This window comes from Pseudomonas sp. TJI-51, assembly GCF_000190455.2.
GTDB lineage: Bacteria > Pseudomonadota > Gammaproteobacteria > Pseudomonadales > Pseudomonadaceae > Aquipseudomonas > Aquipseudomonas juntendi.
Map to the genome: position 1 here is coordinate 2,627 of NZ_AEWE02000014.1, position 19,874 is coordinate 22,500.

The 19,874-nt window shown below is 63.3% G+C and carries 20 protein-coding genes; 10 read left to right on the top strand and 10 right to left on the bottom strand.

Annotated elements, in window-relative coordinates:
* A partial coding sequence (locus G1E_RS03380; RefSeq protein ID WP_047149669.1) for a DMT family transporter occupies positions 1 to 772 on the bottom strand: 772 nt, incomplete at its 3' end.
* 140 nt (positions 773 to 912) lie between these two features.
* Between G1E_RS03380 and G1E_RS03385 the strand changes: the two genes are divergently transcribed.
* The gene (locus tag G1E_RS03385; RefSeq protein WP_009686693.1) at positions 913 to 1,224 is read left to right on the top strand and encodes a hypothetical protein; all 312 of its coding nucleotides are present in this window, start codon (positions 913 to 915) and stop codon (positions 1,222 to 1,224) included.
* Between the two features lie 72 nt (positions 1,225 to 1,296).
* Here the strand turns inward: G1E_RS03385 and G1E_RS03390 are convergent, their stop codons facing one another.
* Positions 1,297 to 1,509 (bottom strand): PLDc N-terminal domain-containing protein, encoded by a 213-nt coding sequence (locus G1E_RS03390; protein ID WP_009686692.1) that lies wholly within the window; start codon positions 1,507 to 1,509, stop codon positions 1,297 to 1,299.
* An 89-nt stretch (positions 1,510 to 1,598) separates the two neighbouring features.
* On the bottom strand, positions 1,599 to 2,069 hold the full coding sequence (locus tag G1E_RS03395; RefSeq protein ID WP_009686691.1) for a hypothetical protein: 471 nt from the start codon (positions 2,067 to 2,069) through the stop codon (positions 1,599 to 1,601).
* A gap of 181 nt (positions 2,070 to 2,250) precedes the next feature.
* On the opposite strand from G1E_RS03395, the gene G1E_RS03400 reads away from it, so the two are divergent.
* Entirely contained in the window at positions 2,251 to 3,258 is a 1,008-nt protein-coding gene (locus G1E_RS03400; RefSeq protein ID WP_009686690.1) for a GlxA family transcriptional regulator, read from the top strand.
* Positions 3,259 to 3,274: 16 nt separating this feature from the next.
* Here G1E_RS03400 and G1E_RS03405 read toward each other — a convergent pair whose 3' ends face one another.
* The gene (locus G1E_RS03405) at positions 3,275 to 3,958 is read right to left on the bottom strand and encodes a TetR/AcrR family transcriptional regulator (protein ID WP_009686689.1); all 684 of its coding nucleotides are present in this window, start codon (positions 3,956 to 3,958) and stop codon (positions 3,275 to 3,277) included.
* Positions 3,959 to 4,035: 77 nt separating this feature from the next.
* The gene (locus G1E_RS03410; protein WP_009686688.1) at positions 4,036 to 4,914 is read right to left on the bottom strand and encodes a hypothetical protein; all 879 of its coding nucleotides are present in this window, start codon (positions 4,912 to 4,914) and stop codon (positions 4,036 to 4,038) included.
* Between the two features lie 239 nt (positions 4,915 to 5,153).
* Between G1E_RS03410 and G1E_RS03415 the strand changes: the two genes are divergently transcribed.
* A complete protein-coding gene (locus G1E_RS03415; protein ID WP_009686687.1) occupies positions 5,154 to 5,990 on the top strand; it encodes a bifunctional allantoicase/(S)-ureidoglycine aminohydrolase in 837 nt (278 codons plus the stop codon).
* Between the two features lie 98 nt (positions 5,991 to 6,088).
* Here the strand turns inward: G1E_RS03415 and sodC are convergent, their stop codons facing one another.
* From sodC to pobA, 4 genes are all read right to left on the bottom strand, one after another.
* Positions 6,089 to 6,604, bottom strand: a complete 516-nt coding sequence (gene sodC, locus G1E_RS03420; RefSeq protein WP_009686686.1) for a superoxide dismutase family protein — start codon at positions 6,602 to 6,604, stop codon at positions 6,089 to 6,091.
* A gap of 113 nt (positions 6,605 to 6,717) precedes the next feature.
* A complete protein-coding gene (locus G1E_RS03425; protein ID WP_009686685.1) occupies positions 6,718 to 7,599 on the bottom strand; it encodes a LysR substrate-binding domain-containing protein in 882 nt (293 codons plus the stop codon).
* A gap of 69 nt (positions 7,600 to 7,668) precedes the next feature.
* Entirely contained in the window at positions 7,669 to 9,459 is a 1,791-nt protein-coding gene (ggt, locus tag G1E_RS03430) for a gamma-glutamyltransferase (protein ID WP_047149628.1), read from the bottom strand.
* A 115-nt stretch (positions 9,460 to 9,574) separates the two neighbouring features.
* Positions 9,575 to 10,762, bottom strand: coding sequence for a 4-hydroxybenzoate 3-monooxygenase (gene pobA, locus G1E_RS03435; protein WP_009686682.1), 1,188 nt, complete (start codon positions 10,760 to 10,762; stop codon positions 9,575 to 9,577).
* 172 nt (positions 10,763 to 10,934) lie between these two features.
* On the opposite strand from pobA, the gene G1E_RS03440 reads away from it, so the two are divergent.
* From G1E_RS03440 to G1E_RS03450, 3 genes are all read left to right on the top strand, one after another.
* A complete protein-coding gene (locus tag G1E_RS03440) occupies positions 10,935 to 11,813 on the top strand; it encodes a helix-turn-helix domain-containing protein (protein ID WP_009686681.1) in 879 nt (292 codons plus the stop codon).
* A gap of 108 nt (positions 11,814 to 11,921) precedes the next feature.
* A complete protein-coding gene (locus G1E_RS03445; protein WP_009686680.1) occupies positions 11,922 to 12,320 on the top strand; it encodes a MerR family DNA-binding transcriptional regulator in 399 nt (132 codons plus the stop codon).
* A 19-nt stretch (positions 12,321 to 12,339) separates the two neighbouring features.
* Complete coding sequence (locus tag G1E_RS03450; RefSeq protein ID WP_009686679.1) at positions 12,340 to 13,239, top strand: hydroxymethylglutaryl-CoA lyase; 900 nt, start codon at positions 12,340 to 12,342, stop codon at positions 13,237 to 13,239.
* A 530-nt stretch (positions 13,240 to 13,769) separates the two neighbouring features.
* On the opposite strand, the gene G1E_RS03455 is transcribed toward G1E_RS03450, so the two are convergent.
* Positions 13,770 to 14,288 (bottom strand): MgtC/SapB family protein, encoded by a 519-nt coding sequence (locus G1E_RS03455; protein WP_009686678.1) that lies wholly within the window; start codon positions 14,286 to 14,288, stop codon positions 13,770 to 13,772.
* Between the two features lie 187 nt (positions 14,289 to 14,475).
* On the opposite strand from G1E_RS03455, the gene G1E_RS03460 reads away from it, so the two are divergent.
* The 4 genes from G1E_RS03460 (at position 14,476) to G1E_RS03475 (ending at position 19,809) form a co-directional block, all read left to right on the top strand.
* Positions 14,476 to 14,715, top strand: a complete 240-nt coding sequence (locus G1E_RS03460) for a DUF3203 family protein (protein ID WP_009686677.1) — start codon at positions 14,476 to 14,478, stop codon at positions 14,713 to 14,715.
* 120 nt (positions 14,716 to 14,835) lie between these two features.
* Complete coding sequence (gene ccoG / locus G1E_RS03465; RefSeq protein WP_009686676.1) at positions 14,836 to 16,239, top strand: cytochrome c oxidase accessory protein CcoG; 1,404 nt, start codon at positions 14,836 to 14,838, stop codon at positions 16,237 to 16,239.
* Between the two features lie 50 nt (positions 16,240 to 16,289).
* On the top strand, positions 16,290 to 17,699 hold the full coding sequence (gene mapR, locus G1E_RS03470; RefSeq protein ID WP_009686675.1) for a GntR family transcriptional regulator MpaR: 1,410 nt from the start codon (positions 16,290 to 16,292) through the stop codon (positions 17,697 to 17,699).
* 487 nt (positions 17,700 to 18,186) lie between these two features.
* Complete coding sequence (locus G1E_RS03475) at positions 18,187 to 19,809, top strand: PAS domain-containing sensor histidine kinase (protein WP_047149665.1); 1,623 nt, start codon at positions 18,187 to 18,189, stop codon at positions 19,807 to 19,809.
* Positions 19,810 to 19,874 lie beyond the last annotated feature (65 nt).

Here is a 19,874-nt window from a genome sequence, read left to right on the forward strand (position 1 = left end):
CCAACCCCGCCAGCACCGGCACACTCAGCTGCAGGGTCGCCGCCTGTTGCGCACTGACCTGCCGCACCACGCCATACCACACGGCATAACCGGCTCCGGAAGCCAGCACACCGGAGCCCAGGGCGAACAGCAAGCCACCGGCGCTAAGGTGTGGCCCGGCCCCCAGCCACAGCAGCGGTGCCAGCACCACCAGCCAGGGCAGGCTGCGGGCAAAGTTGCCGGCCGTGTCGGCCAGCGGCCTGGGCGACCCTCTGCCGAGCAAGGTGTACGCCCCCCAGGCGATGCCGGAAATAACCATCAGCAAGGCACTGCTGAACGGTGGCGCCGAAGCGCCTGGCAACAACAGCACCAGCAAGCCGGCGAAGGCGATCAGCATACCCAGCAGGCCCCGTGCGCTGATGCGTTCGCCTTTGCACCAGGCAAAGCCGAACATCGTGATCTGCACGGCACCGAAGAGCAGCAAGGCGCCCGCCCCGGCGCTCAGTTGCAGGTAGGCCGCTGAAAACAGGAAGGCATACAGGCACAAGGCCAGGCCTGCTCGCCAGGTGCCACCCATGCGCTGCGCCGGTCTGCGCAAGCGAATCAGCAACAACAGGAATACTGCACCGCTGGCCAGGCGCACCACGGTGAACGAGGCCGGGTCGATCGCCCCGTTCTTGAGGGCCAGGCGGCAGAACACCGAGTTGGCGGCAAATGCCACCAGGCTGAACAGCGCTGGCCAAAGCCAGGCACGAGCCTTATGCCCGGCAAGCGAGGTGGTGCCAGTGCTCATGGTGTGGGACTCGAGGTCAAGTAGGTCGTTTCCTACAAACAGATGAGATTGTTGAACACCTCGTTCGTTTTCACAACTTGCGCATGCCGGTAAGGTGCACGGCACGGCACGGACGCTTTAGCGCAACCAAGGACAAAACCATGAGCAAATTCGATTTTCAGTTGGCTTACACCGTCGAAGGGGATGAGGCAGATGCGGCGAAGGCACGTACGTACCTTCGCGAGAAAACCGGCCTGGAAACCGTCCAGCACATCGAGACCACCTTGCTTGGGGTGGTCACGCTCGAGGCCGCGACGCTTGCCGACCGCCAGAAGGATGCCGAGCGCGTATTCCACGCATTCATACACGATGCGTTGAAGGCGCTGGGCGTGCTGTCCACCGTGAAGTTCTACGGCTGCCTGATGGTGAACGGCCTCGGCCCCGCCATTCGCTTCAACGTGCTGCCCAAATGACCGCTGAGAAGTGACCGCTGGAAAGTGACCGCTGACGGTATCAGGCGCGCGAGCGCCTGATACCCGTGCCTGTCATTTTTCTTCGAGTACGGACCGGCCTTTGACGGCGCGCGGGCCGCGCCAGGCCCAGAACAACAAGCCGGGGATTGGCGCGTAGACGACGAACACCACCCACAACATCTTGCGTTCGGCGCGCCGCTCACTGCCGATGATGTTCCAGATGGCCCAGATTTCCATGAGGATGACCAAGGCTGCGACAATGATCCAGATCGTTCCGACTTCCATAAGCGCTCTCTCTTTGCCGTGTAATGGCTTGGGTTGTTATTGACGCTGAGGGTTCAGATTGTTTTGACCACTCCTGCAGGTAACGCACCTCACTGCTGCGGCGCACGCTCCAGCGCCGCCTTCAATGCCGCGGCATCGGTGAACGCCTGCTGGCTCACCAATCTGCCTTCTTGCAACTGCAACCACTGCACCTGCCCTGGCTGCCCGGGGTACCGGCTGGCTACCCGCCCTTCCCGGTCGAGCAGCACCCTATAGCTGTAACCGCGCATGGCCGGGATGGCGAACAGCTTGCTGACCAACGCAGGCATGCGCTGGATGTCGGCGACGAATACGGCCTTGCGTGCTTCCAGGTAGTCTTTGGGCGCGTCGGCCAGTGCAGCCTTGACCAACTTGGCGCCGTCCATGTCGCGCGCCACCAGTAGTACCTGGGTGTCCGCGCTCAGGGTGTAGGCCTTGTCATGCTGGTCAAGCAACGTGAAGGGCGCGAGCGGTTCGCCCGGCTCCATGGCCGTGGCCAGCAATGGCAACAAGCTGAGCAACAAGGCAGCGGCGTATTTCATCGATAGGTTCCTCAAGGGCCAGGCGTTTCATGCAAGCGCCTATGGCAAAGCATAGTGGGAAAGTCTGCAGCCATACAGGTTGCCTGAACACGACCTGTAATACGACACCGCCACCGGGGAGATTGTCTTTCCTCCAGCCACCGGCCACACTCTGCGAGCCAGCCAGCAAGCGGAGTTCAGAGTGCCCACGCCACGCCAGTTCAGCAAGAAGACCAGTACCAGCAACATGCTGCGGCTCAAGGCCAGCAGCGCCGACGCCCAGGCCCCTTATCAAGTCGATTTCGTGCTGCTCGAACACTTCTCCATGGCCAGTTTCACCGTGGCCATGGACGTGCTGGTCACGGCCAACCTGCTGCGTACCGACAGCTTCAGTTTCACCCCGCTGTCGCTGGACGGCGACCGCGTGCTCAGCGACCTTGGGCTGGAACTGGTGGCCACCGAATTGTCCCCCCAGGCGTTGCAGTCACCAGACCTGCTGGTCATCTGCGGGGGCTTGCGTACGCCGCTGAAATACCCGGTACTCGACCGCTTGCTGAGTGATTGCGCGGCCCATGGCATGGCCTTGGGTGGCTTGTGGAACGGCGCCTGGTTCCTGGGGCGCGCCGGGGTGCTGGATGACTATGGCTGCAGCGTTCACCCCGAGCAGCGTGCCAGTTTGTCCGAGCGCAGCCCGCAAACCCGCATTACTCCGGCCAGCTTCACCCTCGACCGTGACCGGCTCAGTGCCGCCAGCCCGAACGGCGCCATGGAACTGATGCTGGGGCTGGTGCGGCGCTTGTATGGTGACGGCCTGGCCGAAGGCGTGGAAGAAATTCTGTCGTTCTCAGGCGCCCGTTACCGCCAGGTCGGGCCGGGGGCCAAGAAGTCCATGAGCCTGCACCTGCGTACCATTGTCGAACTGATGGAGAACAACCTCGAAGAAACCCTCAGCCTCGACCAGCTGGCCGCCTACAGCGGGCGTTCACGGCGGCAGATCGACCGGTTGTTCCAGGCCCAGCTGGGCACATCGCCGCGGCGTTACTACATGGAGCTGCGCATTACCAAAAGCCGCAGGCTGCTGCAGTATTCCGACCTGTCGGTGATGGAAGTGGCGGTGGCTTGCGGCTTTGTTTCGGTGTCACATTTCAGCAAATGCTATGCGGCGTATTTTGGCTACCCGCCCTCGCGTGAGCAGCGGTTGGGCGACTGAGCAGGCTGGCGCAGCGTCAGGGGCGCTGCCCAATCTGAATGTAGCGCAGCACCGCATCACAGATCATCGCCTTGTGCCGCAGCTTGACCTGGTCATCCGACAGGTCTATCTGGAAGATCTCGCCAAAGGTATGCCGGTTGGACACCCGGTAAAAACAGAACGAGCTCATCAGCATGTGCAGGTCGATCACCTCGATACCGCTGCGGAACACCCCTTCTTCTACCCCGCGGCGCAGCGTGTTGCCCAAGGCTTCGAGCACCAGGCTGCTCATTTCGCGAATAGCCGGGGACTGCTTGACGTATTCGCCGTAGTGGATGTTTTCGGTGCAGATGATCCGCACGAAGTCGACATTGCGGTCGTGGTGGTCGAAGGTGAACTCCACCAGCCTGCGGATCGCCTGGTCGGCCGGCAGCGACTCCAGGTCCAGGCTTTGCTCGGTCTTGCGAATATCGCCGTATAGCTTGACCAGGCACTCGCAATACAACTGCTCCTTGCTGCCGAAGTAGTAGTAGATCATGCGCTTGGACGTAGCCGTGCGTTCAGCGATGGCGTCTACGCGAGCCCCGGCCAGCCCTTGCTGAACGAATTCGTGGATGGCGGCCTGGAGGATATCCTCGCGGGTTTTCTCGGGGTTGTTCTTGCGCGTTCTGCGCCCCCCTTCGGTTTCAGGCTGGCCAAGGCCGACTACGGAATCACTCATACCCACTCACAGGCTGTTTATTGGAATGTGGGGGATTATCCGTGAGCACGGCCGTGCAGGGAAGCACGCTGTTGCGGCTAGCGCTGGGCCGTGACCGGCTCTGCTGGCGGCGTCAGGTGCAAGACACGGTCGCGTCCGCCCTCGGCCAGCAGGTAACCGCCCTTGCCGTCGGCGATGATGGCCTGGGGCGCCTTGAGAAACGTCAGCACCGTGTGCTGGCTGCCGTCGGCAGCGATGCGCAGCAGCCGGGCGCGGTGCGTGTTGTCCTCGCTGATCCACAGGCCACGCTGGTCACAGTACAGGAACGTGGGGTTGCGCAAACCGTCGACCACCACCGGGTCGTTGCCATCGGCGGACAGGGCGCGCACGATGCCCTTGGCTTTTTCGGTGTACAACAGGTCGCCCCGACAGCGTGTCAGCCCTTCGGTTTCTGTCAGGCCGGAACGCAGCACGTCCAGTTGCCCGCTCTGCCAGTCGTAGCGCATGAGGCGGCCGTTACCTTTGCGGTCTTCGATGGCATACAGGTGCTTGCCGTCGTTCCACAGCCCTTGCACGCTGTCGCCATTGAACAACGGCGTGACCTCGCCATCGCGGGCCAGGCTGACGGGCGCGGCACCGCCCTCCTGGCTGAATACCCAACCGCCCTGGGCCGCGACCATGCCGTCGGGTTTGGACAGGTTATCAATGACTACCACCCGGGCGCCGTCGGCGGCGATCTTGAGGATGCTGCCGCGGCCGTCGTCCAGCTCGCGGCTGACCAGCAGGCTGCCATCGGCTTGCGGCAGCAGTGACGCGGCCTTGGTCACGTCACTGTGCAGCACACCGACTTTCCAACCTGCCGCGGCCTGCACCGGATAGAAGCTTTGCCAGGCGAAAAAGCCCAATGTGGCCACGAGCAGGCCAGTGGTGGCGGTGAAGACGATTCGGGTGCTGCGCTTGCGCAGGATAGACGGCATAAGGGGGGGCTCCTTGGAAATGCCGGGGGATCCTAACAAGGGAATGTGAAAAATATGTCGGAATTATCTGCTCAGCAGCCCCTGCGAGCGAACGCGCATTCAGCGATCGAATCCTGGGTATTCCAACATTTAATTTGTGCATGGCGCGCGCTCGACCCTATTCTGTCGCCACATCCCCTGCGCCGCACCGGCCGGTGCGGTTCACGGCACGGGGAGAGAACAACAAGTCGAGATTGTCCATGTCGAACCATTCGTACTTCGCCCCCCACGGTGGGCACCCGGCTCAAACCGAGCTGCTGACTGACCGTGCCATGTTCACCGAAGCCTACGCCGTCATCCCCAAAGGCGTGATGCGTGACATCGTCACCAGCCACTTGCCATTCTGGGACAAGATGCGCATGTGGGTCATCGCCCGCCCACTGACCGGTTTTGCCGAGACTTTCTCGCAGTACATCGTCGAAGTGGCCCCGGAAGGCGGCAGCGAACGCCCTGAGCTGGACCCTGATGCCGAGGCCGTGGTGTTCATCGTCGAAGGCGAAATGGACATCACCGTCGAAGGCAAGCACCACACCCTGGTGCCAGGCGGCTACGCGTTCCTGGCGCCAGGCGCCGAGTGGAGCCTGCGCAACAACAGCAAAGCCAATGTCACCTTCCACTGGCTGCGCAAGCACTACCAGAAAGTCGAGGGCCTGGACGCACCTGAGTCGTTCGTGACCCACCGTGACAACGCCACCGTCATTGAAATGCCGGGCACCGAAGGCCGCTGGGTCACTACCCGCTTCGTCGACATGGCCGACATGCGTCACGACATGCATGTGAACATCGTCACCTTCCAGCCCGGCGGCGTGATCCCGTTCGCGGAAACCCACGTGATGGAGCATGGCCTGTACGTGCTGGAAGGCAAGGCGGTGTACCGCCTGAACCAGGACTGGGTCGAAGTGGAAGCCGGCGACTTCATGTGGCTGCGCGCCTTCTGCCCGCAAGCCTGCTACGCAGGTGGCCCAGGCAAGTTCAGCTACCTGCTGTACAAGGACGTGAACCGTCACGTGCACCTGACGCTGAACCCCAAGCGCTGAGGCACCGGGGCGCATGGCGCCCTCCCGACACAAGGCCGCCCCCGCAGGTTTGCGTGAACCTGCAGGGGCGGCCTTGTTTCAGGCGCACGGGCAAGCGTTTACTGCACGACCCCGCAGGCCACCCGGGCTCCACCGCCACCCAGCTTCTCGGGGTGGTCGCTGTGGTTGTCACCGCCGGCGTGCACCATCAGTGCATGGCCTTTGAAATCGGTGGCCTTCAGCCGCGGCGCGAGGACCGGATAGGTGGCCTTGCCATCGGCCCCCACATACAGCGCCGGCAAGTCGCCACGATGACCACTGTCATCATAGGGGCCTTTGTGGGCGTTGCTGGAATCCGGGTCCCAGTGCCCGCCCGCAGCACCCGCTGGCACAGGCTTGCCGCCTTCTTGCGCCGGTGCGCACGAGGCGTTCTGGTGGAGGTGGAAGCCGTGCACACCTGGCGGCAGGTCCTTCAGGTCGGGGGTGAGCAACGTGCCATATTTGTTCTGCTCGATGCTGATAGTGCCAATGGACTTGCCAGGGCCGTCGGGGCCGGCCAGCTTGAGTTCGACCGTTTCGGCCGCCTGGGCCAACCCGGCGCTGGCCAGTAAAGCGACAAATGCAGCTGTTTTCATAGTGCGTCTCCATGGCTTGGGTTGCTGGGCGTACTGCCCACGTTAACGGTGGGACTGCACGGCCCTGCCAGACATTCCATCGCGCCACAGCCTGAAACACTTTTCTCGTTGGGCTAGATGCCACCCCCGGCCAGCAATTGAGTCATCACCTCGGCCAAGGCCTTGACCATGATGTCAGCGGTCGGCCGGTGCACAATGACGATTTCATAGCTATCGATCTCCGGCAGCCCCTGCCCCTCGCCCAGCACCCGGTGCTCGCCTGTCGCCGCGCGCGGCGGGAGCAAACTGACGCCCATGCCATCGGCCACGGCCGCCTGGATGCCACTGAGGCTGGAACTGGTGAAGCTGATACGCCAGCGCCGGCCCATGCCCTCGATGGCATTGATCATGTCTTCGCGGTACAGGCCGCGTGGCGGAAAGGTCACAAGCGGAATCGGGTCCAGCTCGAACGCCGGCGCGCGGGCACTGTCGATCCACTGCAGGCGCTCTGGCCAGCATGCCACGCCCTCGCGGGTGTTGCGCCGCTGCTTGAGCAGCACCAGGTCGAGCTCACCGTTGTCGTAGGCCTGGCTGAGGTCGCGGCACAGGCCGCTGGTCACCTCCAGCTTTACCTGCGGGTGCAGGCGGCTGAACGCCGCCAGCGCATTGGTGGTCCGCCCGCCGACGAAGTCTTCCGGCACACCCAGGCGCACGGTGGTGCCGACCATGGCCCCGGCCAAGGCTTCGAGCATCTGGTCGTTCAGCGCCAGCATATGCCGGGCATAGCCCAGCAGGGTCTGCCCGGCGTCGGTTGGCAGCACGTCGCGGTTGCCGCGTACCAGTAACCGGTGGCCAACCATGTCCTCCAGGCGGCGAACCTTCTGGCTGATGGTCGACTGGGTGGAATGCAGGCGTGCGGCCGCGGTGGTGAAACTGCCGCAGTCGGCCACCACCACCGTGGCGCGCAACAGGTCAAGGTCGAACAGGGCCCTATTCGATTTCGCGCTATTGGACATCTTGGTATTCAACTAATGAATGACAAGACAGACTTCTATCACGCTATACCAGGCCCTGCAACGCCCTGCTCAGTCGCCGAGGGCGACCCCTTCGCGCCGCGGATCGGCCCCTCCGGCCCAGCCGTCAGCCGTGCGCTGGATGATCTGCATGCCGCTGGTCATGGTCATTGGCGTGACTTCGTGGCCCCAGGCCGCCAACTGGCGGACCAGTGCCGGGCTGGCCAGCCCTGCTTCCACTTCCGTGCCGGCATTGCGGCTGCCGAAATTGGGCAGGCCGGCAGCCTGCTGCGGGTCCAGTTGCCAATCCAGCAGGCCGAGCAGTGCCTTGTTCACGTAACCGATGATCTGTGAGCCCCCCGGCGAACCAAGGCTGGCCACCAGCTCGCCGCCAGCGCGGGAAAACACCAGGGTCGGCGCCATGGCCGACAGCGGCCGCTTGCCAGGTTGTACCCGGTTGGCCACAGGCCGGCCACGCTCCTGCGCGATGAACGAAAAGTCGGTCAGGGTGTTGTTGAGCAGGAAGCCCCTGACCATCACGTGCGCGCCGAACGCGGCCTCGACCGAGGTGGTCATGGCCAGGGCATGACCGCTGTCATCCACTGCGCTCAGGTGCGAGGTAGAAATGCGCAGGGGCGAGCGGTCTGGTGCCAGGGCCAGGTCGACACCAGGCGGCTGGCCTGGGCGCGCACGCCTCATGCTGTGTGCCCCGATCAAGGCGGCGCGGCTGGCCAGGTAGGCCGGGTGGGTGAGGGCCTTGACCGGCACGGGCACATAATCGCTGTCTGCCAGGTACTGGGCGCGGTCGGCATAGGCCAGGCGCTCGGCCTCGGCGACCAGGTGCACGGCCATTGGCGCTGCTTCAATACCCGCTGGGGATGAAGTGGGCTGCGGCCGCAACCCAGCCAGGTCATGCGCAGGCACGGCCCGTTGAGCGGCTTCAAGGATGCCCAGGGTCTGCAACACCGTTACCCCGCCGGAAGACGGCGGCGGCACGCCGCAAATTTGCCAGGCCTTGTAGGGGCCGCATACCGGCTCGCGCTCCCTGGCCTGGTACAGCTGCAAGTCCTGCAGCGACAGGTAACCGGGATTGGCATGGCTGCGCACCTGGGTCACGATGGCCTGGGCAATCTCACCGCTATAGAACACATCGGCGCCGTGCGCAGCGATCAGCTCCAGGGTTTGGGCAAGCGCCGGGTTGCGCAGGGTAGCCCCCACTGGCAAGGGCCTGCCCTGTTCATCCAGAAAATAACGCGCCATGGCCGGTGACTGGGCAATGAACGGGTCACCGGCTATCAACGTGTGCAAGCGCGGGGAAACCGCAAAGCCGCTGCGGGCCAACGCGATGGCCGGCGCAAACAGGTCGCGCCAGGGCAGCTTGCCATAGCGCTGGTGGGCCACCTGCAACGCCCGCAGCACACCCGGCACCCCCACCGAGCGGCCACCGATCTGCGCCTGGCGGAACGGCATCGGCTCACCATCGGCCTGCAGGAACAGTTGTTCCGTGACCCCCGCCGGGGCTGCCTCGCGGCCGTCGAATGCCTGCACGCGCTCGCCATCCCAATACAGGATGAAAGCCCCACCGCCAATGCCACTGGACTGCGGCTCGACCAGGGTCAGCACCATTTGCATGGCGATGGCAGCGTCGATGGCGCTGCCACCGGCCCGCAGTATCGCCCGCCCCGCTTCGCTGGCCAGCGGGTTGGCAGCGGCCACCATGTGCCGGCTGGCGTGCACCGGCTGCAGGCCGGTGCGGTACCCGGAAGCCAGTTCCGGTGCAACTGGCAGCGCCTGGTCGGCCTTCGTCGCCCCGCTGGCAGCCAGCAGCCACAGGGCCACGAGCAGTGGCTTGGAAAATGTCATCGCGTGCTTCCTGCTTCACCCATTCAGCCCGCCACTGTGGTTCATGGCTAAACCCGAGTTCAAGCTTTTGCGCGATTTTCCTGGCTCCCGGCCTCGTCAGCGGGAGGCGGCAGCCTCAAACCACCTCTTCGAACGGCAGGCCCACATAGTTTTCGGCAATGTTCAGCAAACCTGCCGGCGAGGTCAGGAAGTACTCGCGATCAGCCTCTTGCATCTTCTGGTCCCAGGCGTCCTTGTGGCTGCCGAAGTCGTGCAGCAGTTGGGTCATGAACCAGCTGAAACGCTCGCCCTTCCATACCCGGCGCAGGGCCAGGGGCGAATACTGCTGCAACAGCTCGGTACGCCCCTCGCGGTACACCTTGAGCAGAATCCGGTACAGGTAGTTGACGTCCGAGGCTGCCAGGTTCAACCCCTTGGCCCCGGTTGGCGGCACGATATGCGCGGCATCGCCGACCAGGAACAGGTGGCCATACTGCATCGGTTCCACCACCAGGCTGCGCAGCGGCGCGATGCTCTTCTCCAGGGCCGGGCCTGTGACCAGGTCCGCTGCCACCTCGGCAGGCAAACGCGCTTTCAGTTCGCCCCAGAAGCGCTCGTCGGGCCACTCCTCGACACGGTCTTGCAGCGGCACTTGCAGGTAGTAGCGGCTGCGGGTTTGCGAACGTTGGCTACACAGCGCGAAACCGCGGGCGTGGTGGGCATAGATCAGTTCATGGTTGACCGGCGGTGTATCCGCCAGCAGGCCCAGCCAGCCGAAGGGGTATACCCGTTCGTATTGTTTGAGCACACCCTCGGGAATGCTCTGCCGGGAAACCCCATGGAAGCCGTCACACCCAGCAATGTAATCGCAATCCAGGCGCTGGACCTGACCGTCTTTTTCAAAGGTCAGGTAGGGCTTCTCGCCCTTGAGCTCATGCGGCTGAACATTGCTGGCCGAATAGAAGATGGGGGCCCCGCTGGCTGCACGGGCCTGCATCAGGTCACGGGTAACTTCGGTCTGGCCATAGACCATCACCGTCTTGCCGCCGGTCAGGGCCTTGAGATCCAGGCGCTGGCGGCGCCCGCCAACCAGCAGCTCGACCCCTTCGTGCACCAGGCCTTCGCGGTCCATACGTTCGGCCACACCGGCCTCGCGCAGCAGGTCGACCGTGCCCTGCTCCAGCACCCCGGCGCGGATGCGGCCCAGCACGTACTCGGCGGTCTGGCGCTCGACGATCACCGTGTCGATACCGGCGTTATGCAGCAGTTGACCCAGCAGCAGGCCCGACGGGCCCGCGCCAATGATTGCAACCTGAGTTTTCATTGTTGTTGTCTCTGTTGGAACGACACCGGGCCTGCACTGGCGGTGGCGCGGCATCTGCTGTTAGAGTTTGCCTTTGCATTTTTACGGGCAAAAACCGCAACTGAGCTGTGCTATTCCATGCAAAACCTGCACTTTTACAAAAAACGTTCGATTAACGGACAGGCCAAAGCTGATGAAATCCACCCTCCCCGGCGTTCCGCTGTTCAAGTTGTATGGGGAAAACCAGGCCTGGCCTGGTACCGACCTGCTGCACTGTGAGCCGATCCCCGCACGCAGCCGCCTGCACCACTGGGAGATCAAGCCCCACCAACATGCCGAGCTGTTTCAATTGCTGTACGTGCAACGCGGGCAGGCCCAGGTGGAAATCGAGGGCACCCGCACTGCCATAAGCGAAGCCGCGATCCAGGTGGTGCCCCCCCTGACCGTGCATGGCTTTCGCTTCAGTGCCGACATCCAGGGCCACGTGCTCACTTTTGGCGCCGCGCTGGTGGCCAACCTTGAGCAGCGCCTGGGCGCACCGCTGGCGGTGTTGTCCAAGCCGGTAAGCTACCCGCTGGGCCGGGATCGCGCGCACCTGCGCAGCCTGATCGAGACCTTGCAGCAGGAATACCAGGGCAACGCCCCATCGCGGGCCGCCATGCTGGAGGCGTTGGTGACCGCCCTGATGGTGTGGATCAGCCGCCGTCAGCAGCTTGGGCAGGCCCCGCGCACGCGCGATGAACGCGACCGCCAGTTGCTGGGGCAGTATTTGCGCCTGGTCGAAGCGCACTACCGCGAGCACTTGTCGATAGAGGCATTCGCCGCACGGCTGAATGTGCAGAGCCTGCAGTTGAACCAGCTGTGCCGGGCGCTGAGCGGGCAGACGGCGTTGCAAGTGGTGCACCAGCGCCTGTTGCTCGAGGCGCGGCGCAGCCTGGTTTACACACGCATGAGCATCGGCCAGTTGTCCGATAGCCTGGGGTTCAGCGACCCCACCTACTTTGCCCGCTGGTTCAAGCGCCTGAGTGGGCAAACGCCCAATGCGTATCGACGGGCAGTGCAGCCTGAATGATCGGCCTGCCTGGCCCCAGGTCCGCAGGCCATGCCCACGCTCGCGCTTGCTTGACGTTTACGTCAAGCTGGCCTCAGGATACCCGGATACTTCCGCCCGAGCCCCAGCATGAGCACGCAGACCTACAGCATCTCCGACCTGTCCCGCGAACTGGACATCACCACCCGCGCCATCCGCTTCTACGAGGAACAGGGCCTGTTGAGCCCGGAGCGCCGGGGCCTGGAACGTATCTATTCGGCGCGCGACAAGGTCAGCCTGAAGCTCATATTGCGTGGCAAGCGCATCGGCTTTTCGCTGGCCGAGTGCCGCGAGCTGATCGAGCTGTACGACCCCACCAGCGGCAACCTCAAACAGCTCAACAGCATGCTGGCGAAAATCGCCGAACGCCGCGCCCAGCTGGAGCAGCAACTGCTCGACATTCACCAGATGCAACTGGAGCTGGACACGGCCCAGGAACGCTGCGAGCAAGCACTGGCCGCCACCCTCAACAACACAGACAACCGCTGAACGCCACAGGAAAACCACCATGTCCCTGCCCAACCACGTGCGCCTGGTCGAAGTCGGCCCCCGCGACGGCCTGCAGAACGAAGCCCAACCCATCAGCGTCAGCGCCAAGGTGCGCCTGGTAGACGACCTCACCGAAGCGGGCCTGGCCTACATTGAAGTGGGCAGTTTCGTGTCGCCCAAGTGGGTCCCGCAGATGGCCGGCTCGGCCGAGGTGTTTGCCGGTATCCAGCAGCGCCCAGGCGTTACCTATGCAGCGCTGGCACCGAACCTGCGCGGTTTTGAAGACGCATTGGCCGCGGGGGTAAAGGAAGTGGCGGTGTTCGCCGCGGCCACCGAAGCGTTCTCGCAGCGCAACATCAACTGCTCGGTCAGCGACAGCCTCAAGCGCTTCGATCCGATCATGGCAGCTGCCCGCAGCCACGGTGTGCGGGTGCGTGGCTATGTGTCGTGCGTGCTGGGCTGCCCCTACGAGGGCAAGGTCAGCGCCGAGCAGGTGGCACCGATTGCCCGCGAGCTGCGCGACATGGGCTGCTACGAGGTATCGCTGGGCGACACCATCGGCACTGGCACCGCCGGCGACACCCGACGCCTGTTCGAGGTGGTGTCGGCGCAGGTGCCACGCGAGCAACTGGCCGGGCACTTCCATGACACATATGGCCAGGCCCTGGCCAATGTCTACGCCAGCCTGCTCGAAGGCATCAATGTGTTCGACAGCTCGGTCGCCGGCCTGGGCGGTTGCCCGTATGCCAAGGGCGCCACCGGCAATATCGCCAGCGAGGATGTGCTTTACCTGTTGCAGGGGCTGGGCATCGAAACCGGCATCGACCTGGACCGGCTGATTGCCGCTGGGCAGCGCATCAGCCAGGTACTGGGCCGCAGCAACGGTTCACGGGTGGCGCGGGCGCGCATGGCGCAGTAGGTCATGAAGGTGTCACAGAGGTGTGGGTGAGTGTTACCGCCCCCCATTCCACAGCGAAAAATCGGGTAACAGGGAAACAAATCGACAAAAATTCGGGCCCTGCATTTTTTTCAAAATCCGCTAAATGCTTGATTTTAAACGATATTCAAAAGTTGGCACGCTGCCTGCTATATCTTTCGTACAACAACAAAAAAAATGCGATACCCAATAAAAACAACAGATAACGGCTCTGACATAACAAGAACAACACGGCAGAGGCGCAGCAAGCAGATTTTTTTGGAGTAGGCAGTCTTTTCAGGGGCCCGCCCCGCGGTCTGGCACAGAACAACAAAACTACCTCGAGGTAGCAGCAGCCAGGTTCGGATCAGCAATGATGAAAGCAGGTCAGCGCTCAAAAAAATACGTTTGCTCTTGACCCCGCATGGGGGTCGCCCGCAACACCAGGACACGCCGACAAAAACAACAACAGGCCAGTCCCAATAATAAAAAAAGAGCAGGCAACAACGCTTTGAGGGGAGCTTCGGCTCCCCTCAGTGCTTCCTGCCCTCTTCCTCCTTCTGTTTATCCTCGTTTTCCCCCTCGAACTTGTCCACCAGCACCGGCATCGTGGCCAGCACCAGCAGGGCCAGCACCGTGCTGATCAGCGCTGTGGCTTCGCGGCCCATGCCAGCGGCCGTACCAATGGCAGCGGTCATCCACAAACCTGCGGCCGTGGTCAGCCCCTTCACATGGCTGGTGTCCTTGCCGTTGCCTTTGAGGATGGTGCCCGCACCCAGAAAGCCGATACCGGCGACGATACCTTGTATCACCCGGCTCAGGGCTTGTGCATCGGCCCCGGCCATGCTCGGTGCCAGCACGAACAGCGCGGCCCCCAGCGACACCAGCATGTGCGTGCGTACGCCCGCCGACTTGCCCCTGTGTTCGCGCTCGAACCCCAGTACTGCACCAAGCACCGCTGCCATCAACAGCCGTAAAAGAATGCGCGTGACCTCACTCGCGTCGGTCACATCGGCGAACTCTGCCTGTATTACCTGCCAGATCAGCTCCATTGCCTGGTTCCCATGCTGAGCATTGTGCTACCTGCCCGGCAGTGCGCAGGGTGTGTCTGTAAGCAGCCGGGCCTGCTGTGTATAGACACTGACCGCCAGCCGCCGTGCAAAGTGCCACTCAGCCCGTTGATGCAACGACCCGGCCCCCCTCGCGGTCCACCCTGTAACCCACCCAGGAGGCCTGACCATGCCCGTTGAAATCGATGAAGCCACCCGCCGTTGCACCTTGACGGGTGAAAACCTGCGTATCGAGTGTGCTGGTCCGGATATCGAAATCATTACCGACGAACAGTTGCGCATGTCGGTGGCGCTGCACGACGACAAACGCGTGCCCATCACCGAAGCCGAGGCCGACGCCTTGACGGTAGCAGGTGCGGTGGATAGCCGCAGGCACCTCAAGGCCAGCGCTCCAGGCTCGGTCATCTAGGGGCCGGCGACGCCTGCGCGGTATCTGATATGGTTTTTGGCGCAAAATCTGAACCTGTGCTGCTAACAGTTTCGGCGCCATAGTGCTCATGCCTGATCGAGGCCTGATGAGCACCTGCCCATGACTGACAGAATTCTTTGCACAGAGATCGACACCCCCGCAACCAGCGTCAAAACGCGCCGCACCGACAGCGGCATTTACACCCGCAGCTTCACCGGGCGGTACCGTAACCTGCGCGTGGGTTTCGCTGGCGCGCTTTTCTTGCTGTTCTTCGGCACCGCCTGGCTCGACTGGAACGGCCGCCAGGCGGTGCTGTGGGACCTGGCCAACAGCAAGTTCCACATCTTTGGCGCGACCTTCTGGCCCCAGGATTTCATTCTGCTGTCGGCGCTGCTGATCATCTGTGCCTTCGGCCTGTTCGCCGTGACCGTGTACGCCGGCCGAGTGTGGTGCGGCTACAGCTGCCCACAAAGTACCTGGACGTGGCTGTTCATGTGGTGCGAGAAAGTCACCGAGGGCGACCGCAATAAGCGCATCAGGCTGGCCGCCGCCCCCTGGGGCCTGAACAAACTGACCCGGCGCACGGCCAAGCACTGCCTGTGGCTGGCCATTGGTGTGGCCACAGGGCTGACCTTCGTCGGCTATTTCACCCCGATCCGCCCGCTGGCTGCAGAACTGCTGACCTTGCAATTGGGCGGCGTAGCGTTGTTCTGGGTACTGTTCTTCACCGCGGCCACCTACATCAATGCCGGCCTGCTGCGCGAGGCAGTGTGCCTGCACATGTGCCCGTATGCGCGGTTCCAGAGCGTGATGTTCGACAAGGACACCCTGGCAGTTGCCTACGACCCACGCCGTGGCGAGGCCCGTGGCCCGCGCAGAAAAGGCAGCGATGCTCGCGCCCAAGGTTTGGGCGATTGCATCGACTGTACCCTGTGTGTGCAGGTCTGCCCCACCGGTATCGATATCCGCGACGGTTTGCAGATGGCCTGCATCGGTTGCGCGGCGTGCATCGATGCCTGCGACGGGGTCATGGACAAAATGGGCTATGCCCGCGGGCTGATTGGCTACAAGTCCGAACATAGCCTGCAAGGCGGCTCCACCCACTGGCTGCGGCCACGCCTGCTGGGCTATGCCACTGCGCTGGTGGTCATGCTGGCAGCGCTGGTGCTGGCCTTGCAGCTGCGCCCGATGGTGTCGCTGGATGTGATCAAGGACCGCGGCCTGTTCCGCGAAAACGCCCAGGGCCAGATCGAGAACATCTACCTGCTCAAGGTCATCAACAAGACCGAGCGCACCCAACACTACCTGCTGCGCCTGCTGGATGCCGACGGCTTCACCTTGCAGGGCGACACCGCGCTGGTCATCCCCGCAGGCGAAATGAGCGAACTGCCGGTGTCGGTGGCAATGCTCGCCGAGCGGCCGACCAGCAGTTCGCAGACACTCAGTTTTGTCATCAGCGAACGTGACGACCCCGCCATACGCAGCGTGGCCCACAGCCGCTTCGTCGCACCCATGAACCGCTGATCCCTTACACTGCAACCACCTTGCCTGCCAGGCTTCGACAGAAGGCCAGAATGAAACGCTACGAACGCTTCGCCGACGATATTGCCGAACTGATCCGCTCCGGGGTGCTCGGCCCCGGCCAGCGGGTGCCCTCGGTGCGCTACGCCAGCCAGACCCACGGGGTCAGCCCGTCCACGGTGTTCCAGGCCTATTACCTGCTGGAACGGCGCGGGCTGATCCGCGCCAGGCCACGCTCGGGCTACTTCGTCAACGCCCACGCTCCACGCCAGTTCTGCGAGCCGCAGCCGCTGCAGCCGGCCAGCGAGTCCACCGATGTCGACGTCAGTGCCCTGGTGTTCTCCATCCTCGACTCGATCAAGGACCCCAACACCGTGGCGTTCGGCTCCGCCTTCCCCAGCCCCGAGCTGTTCCCGCTGCAACGCCTGTCACGCTCGCTGGCCAGCGCCAGCCGCAGCATGGACCCGCGCATGGTGGTGACCGACCTGTCACCCGGCAACCCGCAGCTGCGCCGCCAGATCGCGCTGCGCTACATGGTTGGCGGGCTGATGCTGCCCATGGAGGAACTGCTGATCACCAACGGCGCCCTGGAGGCGTTGAACCTGTGCCTGCAGGCGGTCACCCAGCCGGGCGACCTGGTCGCCATCGAAGCGCCCGCGTTCTATGCCTGCCTGCAGGTGCTGGAGCGGCTCAAGCTCAAGGCAGTGGAAATCCCGGTTCACCCGCGCCAGGGCATGGACCTGGAGGTGCTTGCGCAAACCCTGGACAAGCACCCGGTCAAAGCCGTGTGGTGCATGACCAACTTCCAGAACCCGGTCGGCGCCAGCATGCCAGAGGCGAACAAGCAGGCGCTGGTACAACTGCTGGCACGGCACCAGGTGCCCCTGATCGAGGACGACGTTTACGCCGAGCTGTACTACGCGCAGCAGGCACCCAAGCCGGCCAAGGCGTTCGACACCCAGGGGCTGGTGATGCACTGCGGTTCGTTCGCCAAGAGCCTGGCCCCTGGCTACCGCATTGGCTGGGTCGCGGCCGGGCGTTACGCGCAGAAAATCGAGCGGCTGAAGTTGATGACGTCCCTGTGTGCCTCGATGCCTGCCCAGGCCGCCATCGCCGACTACCTGCAGCACGGCGGCTACGACCGCCACCTGCGCAAACTGCGCTACGCACTGGAAGGCCAACAGGCCGACATGCTCGCCGCTATCGCCCGGTACTTCCCAGCCCAGACGCGGGTCAGCCAGCCCTCCGGGGGTTACTTTCTGTGGCTGGAGCTGCCCGAGCAAATGGACGCACTCAAACTGTTCCACATGGCCCTGGCTCAAGGCATCAGCATCGCCCCCGGCCCGATCTTTTCGCCCACCAGACGTTTCGGCAACTGCATTCGCCTGAACTACGGCAGCCCCTGGAACGCCGCCGCCGAACAAGCCATGGAAACCCTGGGGCGGATCATTCGGTCATTTTGAAGGCAAATGGCAATCGTGGTAACTATAGTAGTGCGATCCATTACCGAGGGAGCTCAGCATGGTTCAGGACGATGCCGCTTCTCGCACACAGGCACTTCACGACAAGGTGCTCGAACTGGAGGCCCAGGTTGCTGAGCTGCAGCTGAAAGCGGCCTGCCAGGATGTTTTGCTCCAGCACATGGAAGAGGGGTTTTGTGTACTGGAGCTGCTGGCGGACGATAACGGGCAGGTCCATGACTACCGCTACATTCTCAGCAATGAGGCCTGCCTTCGTCACACTGCCCATGCCAAGCAGATGGGTCAGACGGCCCGTGAACTGATCCCGAACGAAGTCGATACTTGGCTACCCCGCTTCGCCGAAGTGGCGCGCAGCGGCCGTGCGTTGCAGTTCGAAGAACGGCTGGCCGCGACCGATCGCTGGTTGAGCCTGTCGGTGCACCGGCTGGAGCCTGCCAGCGATAAACGCGTAGCCGTGATCTTTACCGGTATGCCAACCGCGCAAGTCAGCGTGCACCGGCTGCAGGCAATCAATCAGCAACTGGCCGAGCGTGTAGACCAGGCAGACGCAAACAACAAACTGCTGGGGGAATTGGTCGACCACAGCCTGGCCAATGTATTTGCTGCCGACTGCAACCTCAGGCTGCTGGCCATCAATCGCACAGCACAGGAAACGTTCCTGCGCCTGCGCGGGTTCGTCCCCCAGGTCGGCGACCACATTCCGCAGTTGCTGGCGCGCCAGCCCGATATCATGAGCCAGCTGGCACCGGTCTGGCCGCGTATAGTGGCGGGCGAGGCCTTCGTCGACAACATTGCCCTAGGGCCGCCTGAAGCACTGCGGCACTACGAAATCCGCTACAACCCGTTGCGTGATAACCGCTTGATGATTCAGGGTGGCTACCTGTTCGCCTACGACATCACCGAGCGCATCAACGAACAGCAGCGCCTGCGCAAGATTGAAACTGCCCTGGTCCAGTCGCAGAAGATGGAAGCGGTCGGTCAGTTGACCGGGGGTATTGCCCACGACTTCAACAATTTCCTGGCCAGCATCCTGGCTGCCCTGGAAAGCGCCATTCAACGCCAGGATGAAAAGCGCTACCCCGAAGCCGCGCGGTTGCTTGGCGCGGCCCGCCACGACGCCCAACGGGCCGCGGCGGTGGTACAGCGGCTATTGGCATTTGCCCGCCAACAGGTACTGACGCCCCAGGCGGTGGATGTGCATCAGCTGCTGGCCGGCATGCGCGAACTGATCATCAACTCGCTGCATGCGGGCATTGATTTCAACGACCAGACCCAGCCGGGTGCGTGGCCGGTACGCGTCGACCTCTCGCAGCTGGAGAGCTCCTTGCTCAACCTGTGCATCAATGCCCGCGATGCCATGCCCTCAGGCGGCACGCTGTGCATTGGCAGTGCCAACCAGACACTGACCCAGGAGCATGCCCTCAGCCTTGACCTGCCGTGTGGCGACTATGTACGGATCAGCGTCAGCGACTCGGGCATCGGCATGCCAGCCAACGTGATGCAGCGAGCATCGGAACCGTTTTTCACCACCAAACCGCTTGGCCAGGGTTCTGGGCTGGGGCTGTCAATTGTCTACGGCTTCATCCGGCAATCCAGGGGCCAGCTGCAAATCGACAGTGTGCCGGGTAAAGGAACCTGCATCGATATCTACCTGCCCAGGGACGACACCCAGGTGGCGGTCCCGCCGGCGTTGCCCCAACCCCCACCGCCCATGCCTGCCAGAACGGCCAACCTGATCATGCTGGTGGAGAACCAGGAAACCATGCGTCTGGTCATCAGCGAAATTCTGCAGGAGCAAGGCCACGACGTGCATGCATTCGGCGATGGTCAACACGCCGTGGCCGCACTGCAGGGCGGCCTGCAGCCGGACTTGTTGATCACCGATTCCGGCCTGCCTAGAGGGCTGGTTGGTCAGCCACTGGGCAACAGTCTGCCGGAAACCACGCCGGTGGTGTTCATCACCGGCTATACCAGCGAGCAACCGGAGCTGCCCACAGCACGTCGTTTCGCGGTCCTGCACAAGCCCTTCGAGCTGGCACAGCTCAGCGACCTGGTGGCGCGGATGCTGGCCGGCACGCCGTTGTCACGCTGAGCGGCACGGCTCAGCGCCCGCCGCCCAGGTCGATGAACCTGCCGGTGGCATAAGAGGGAGGCGCA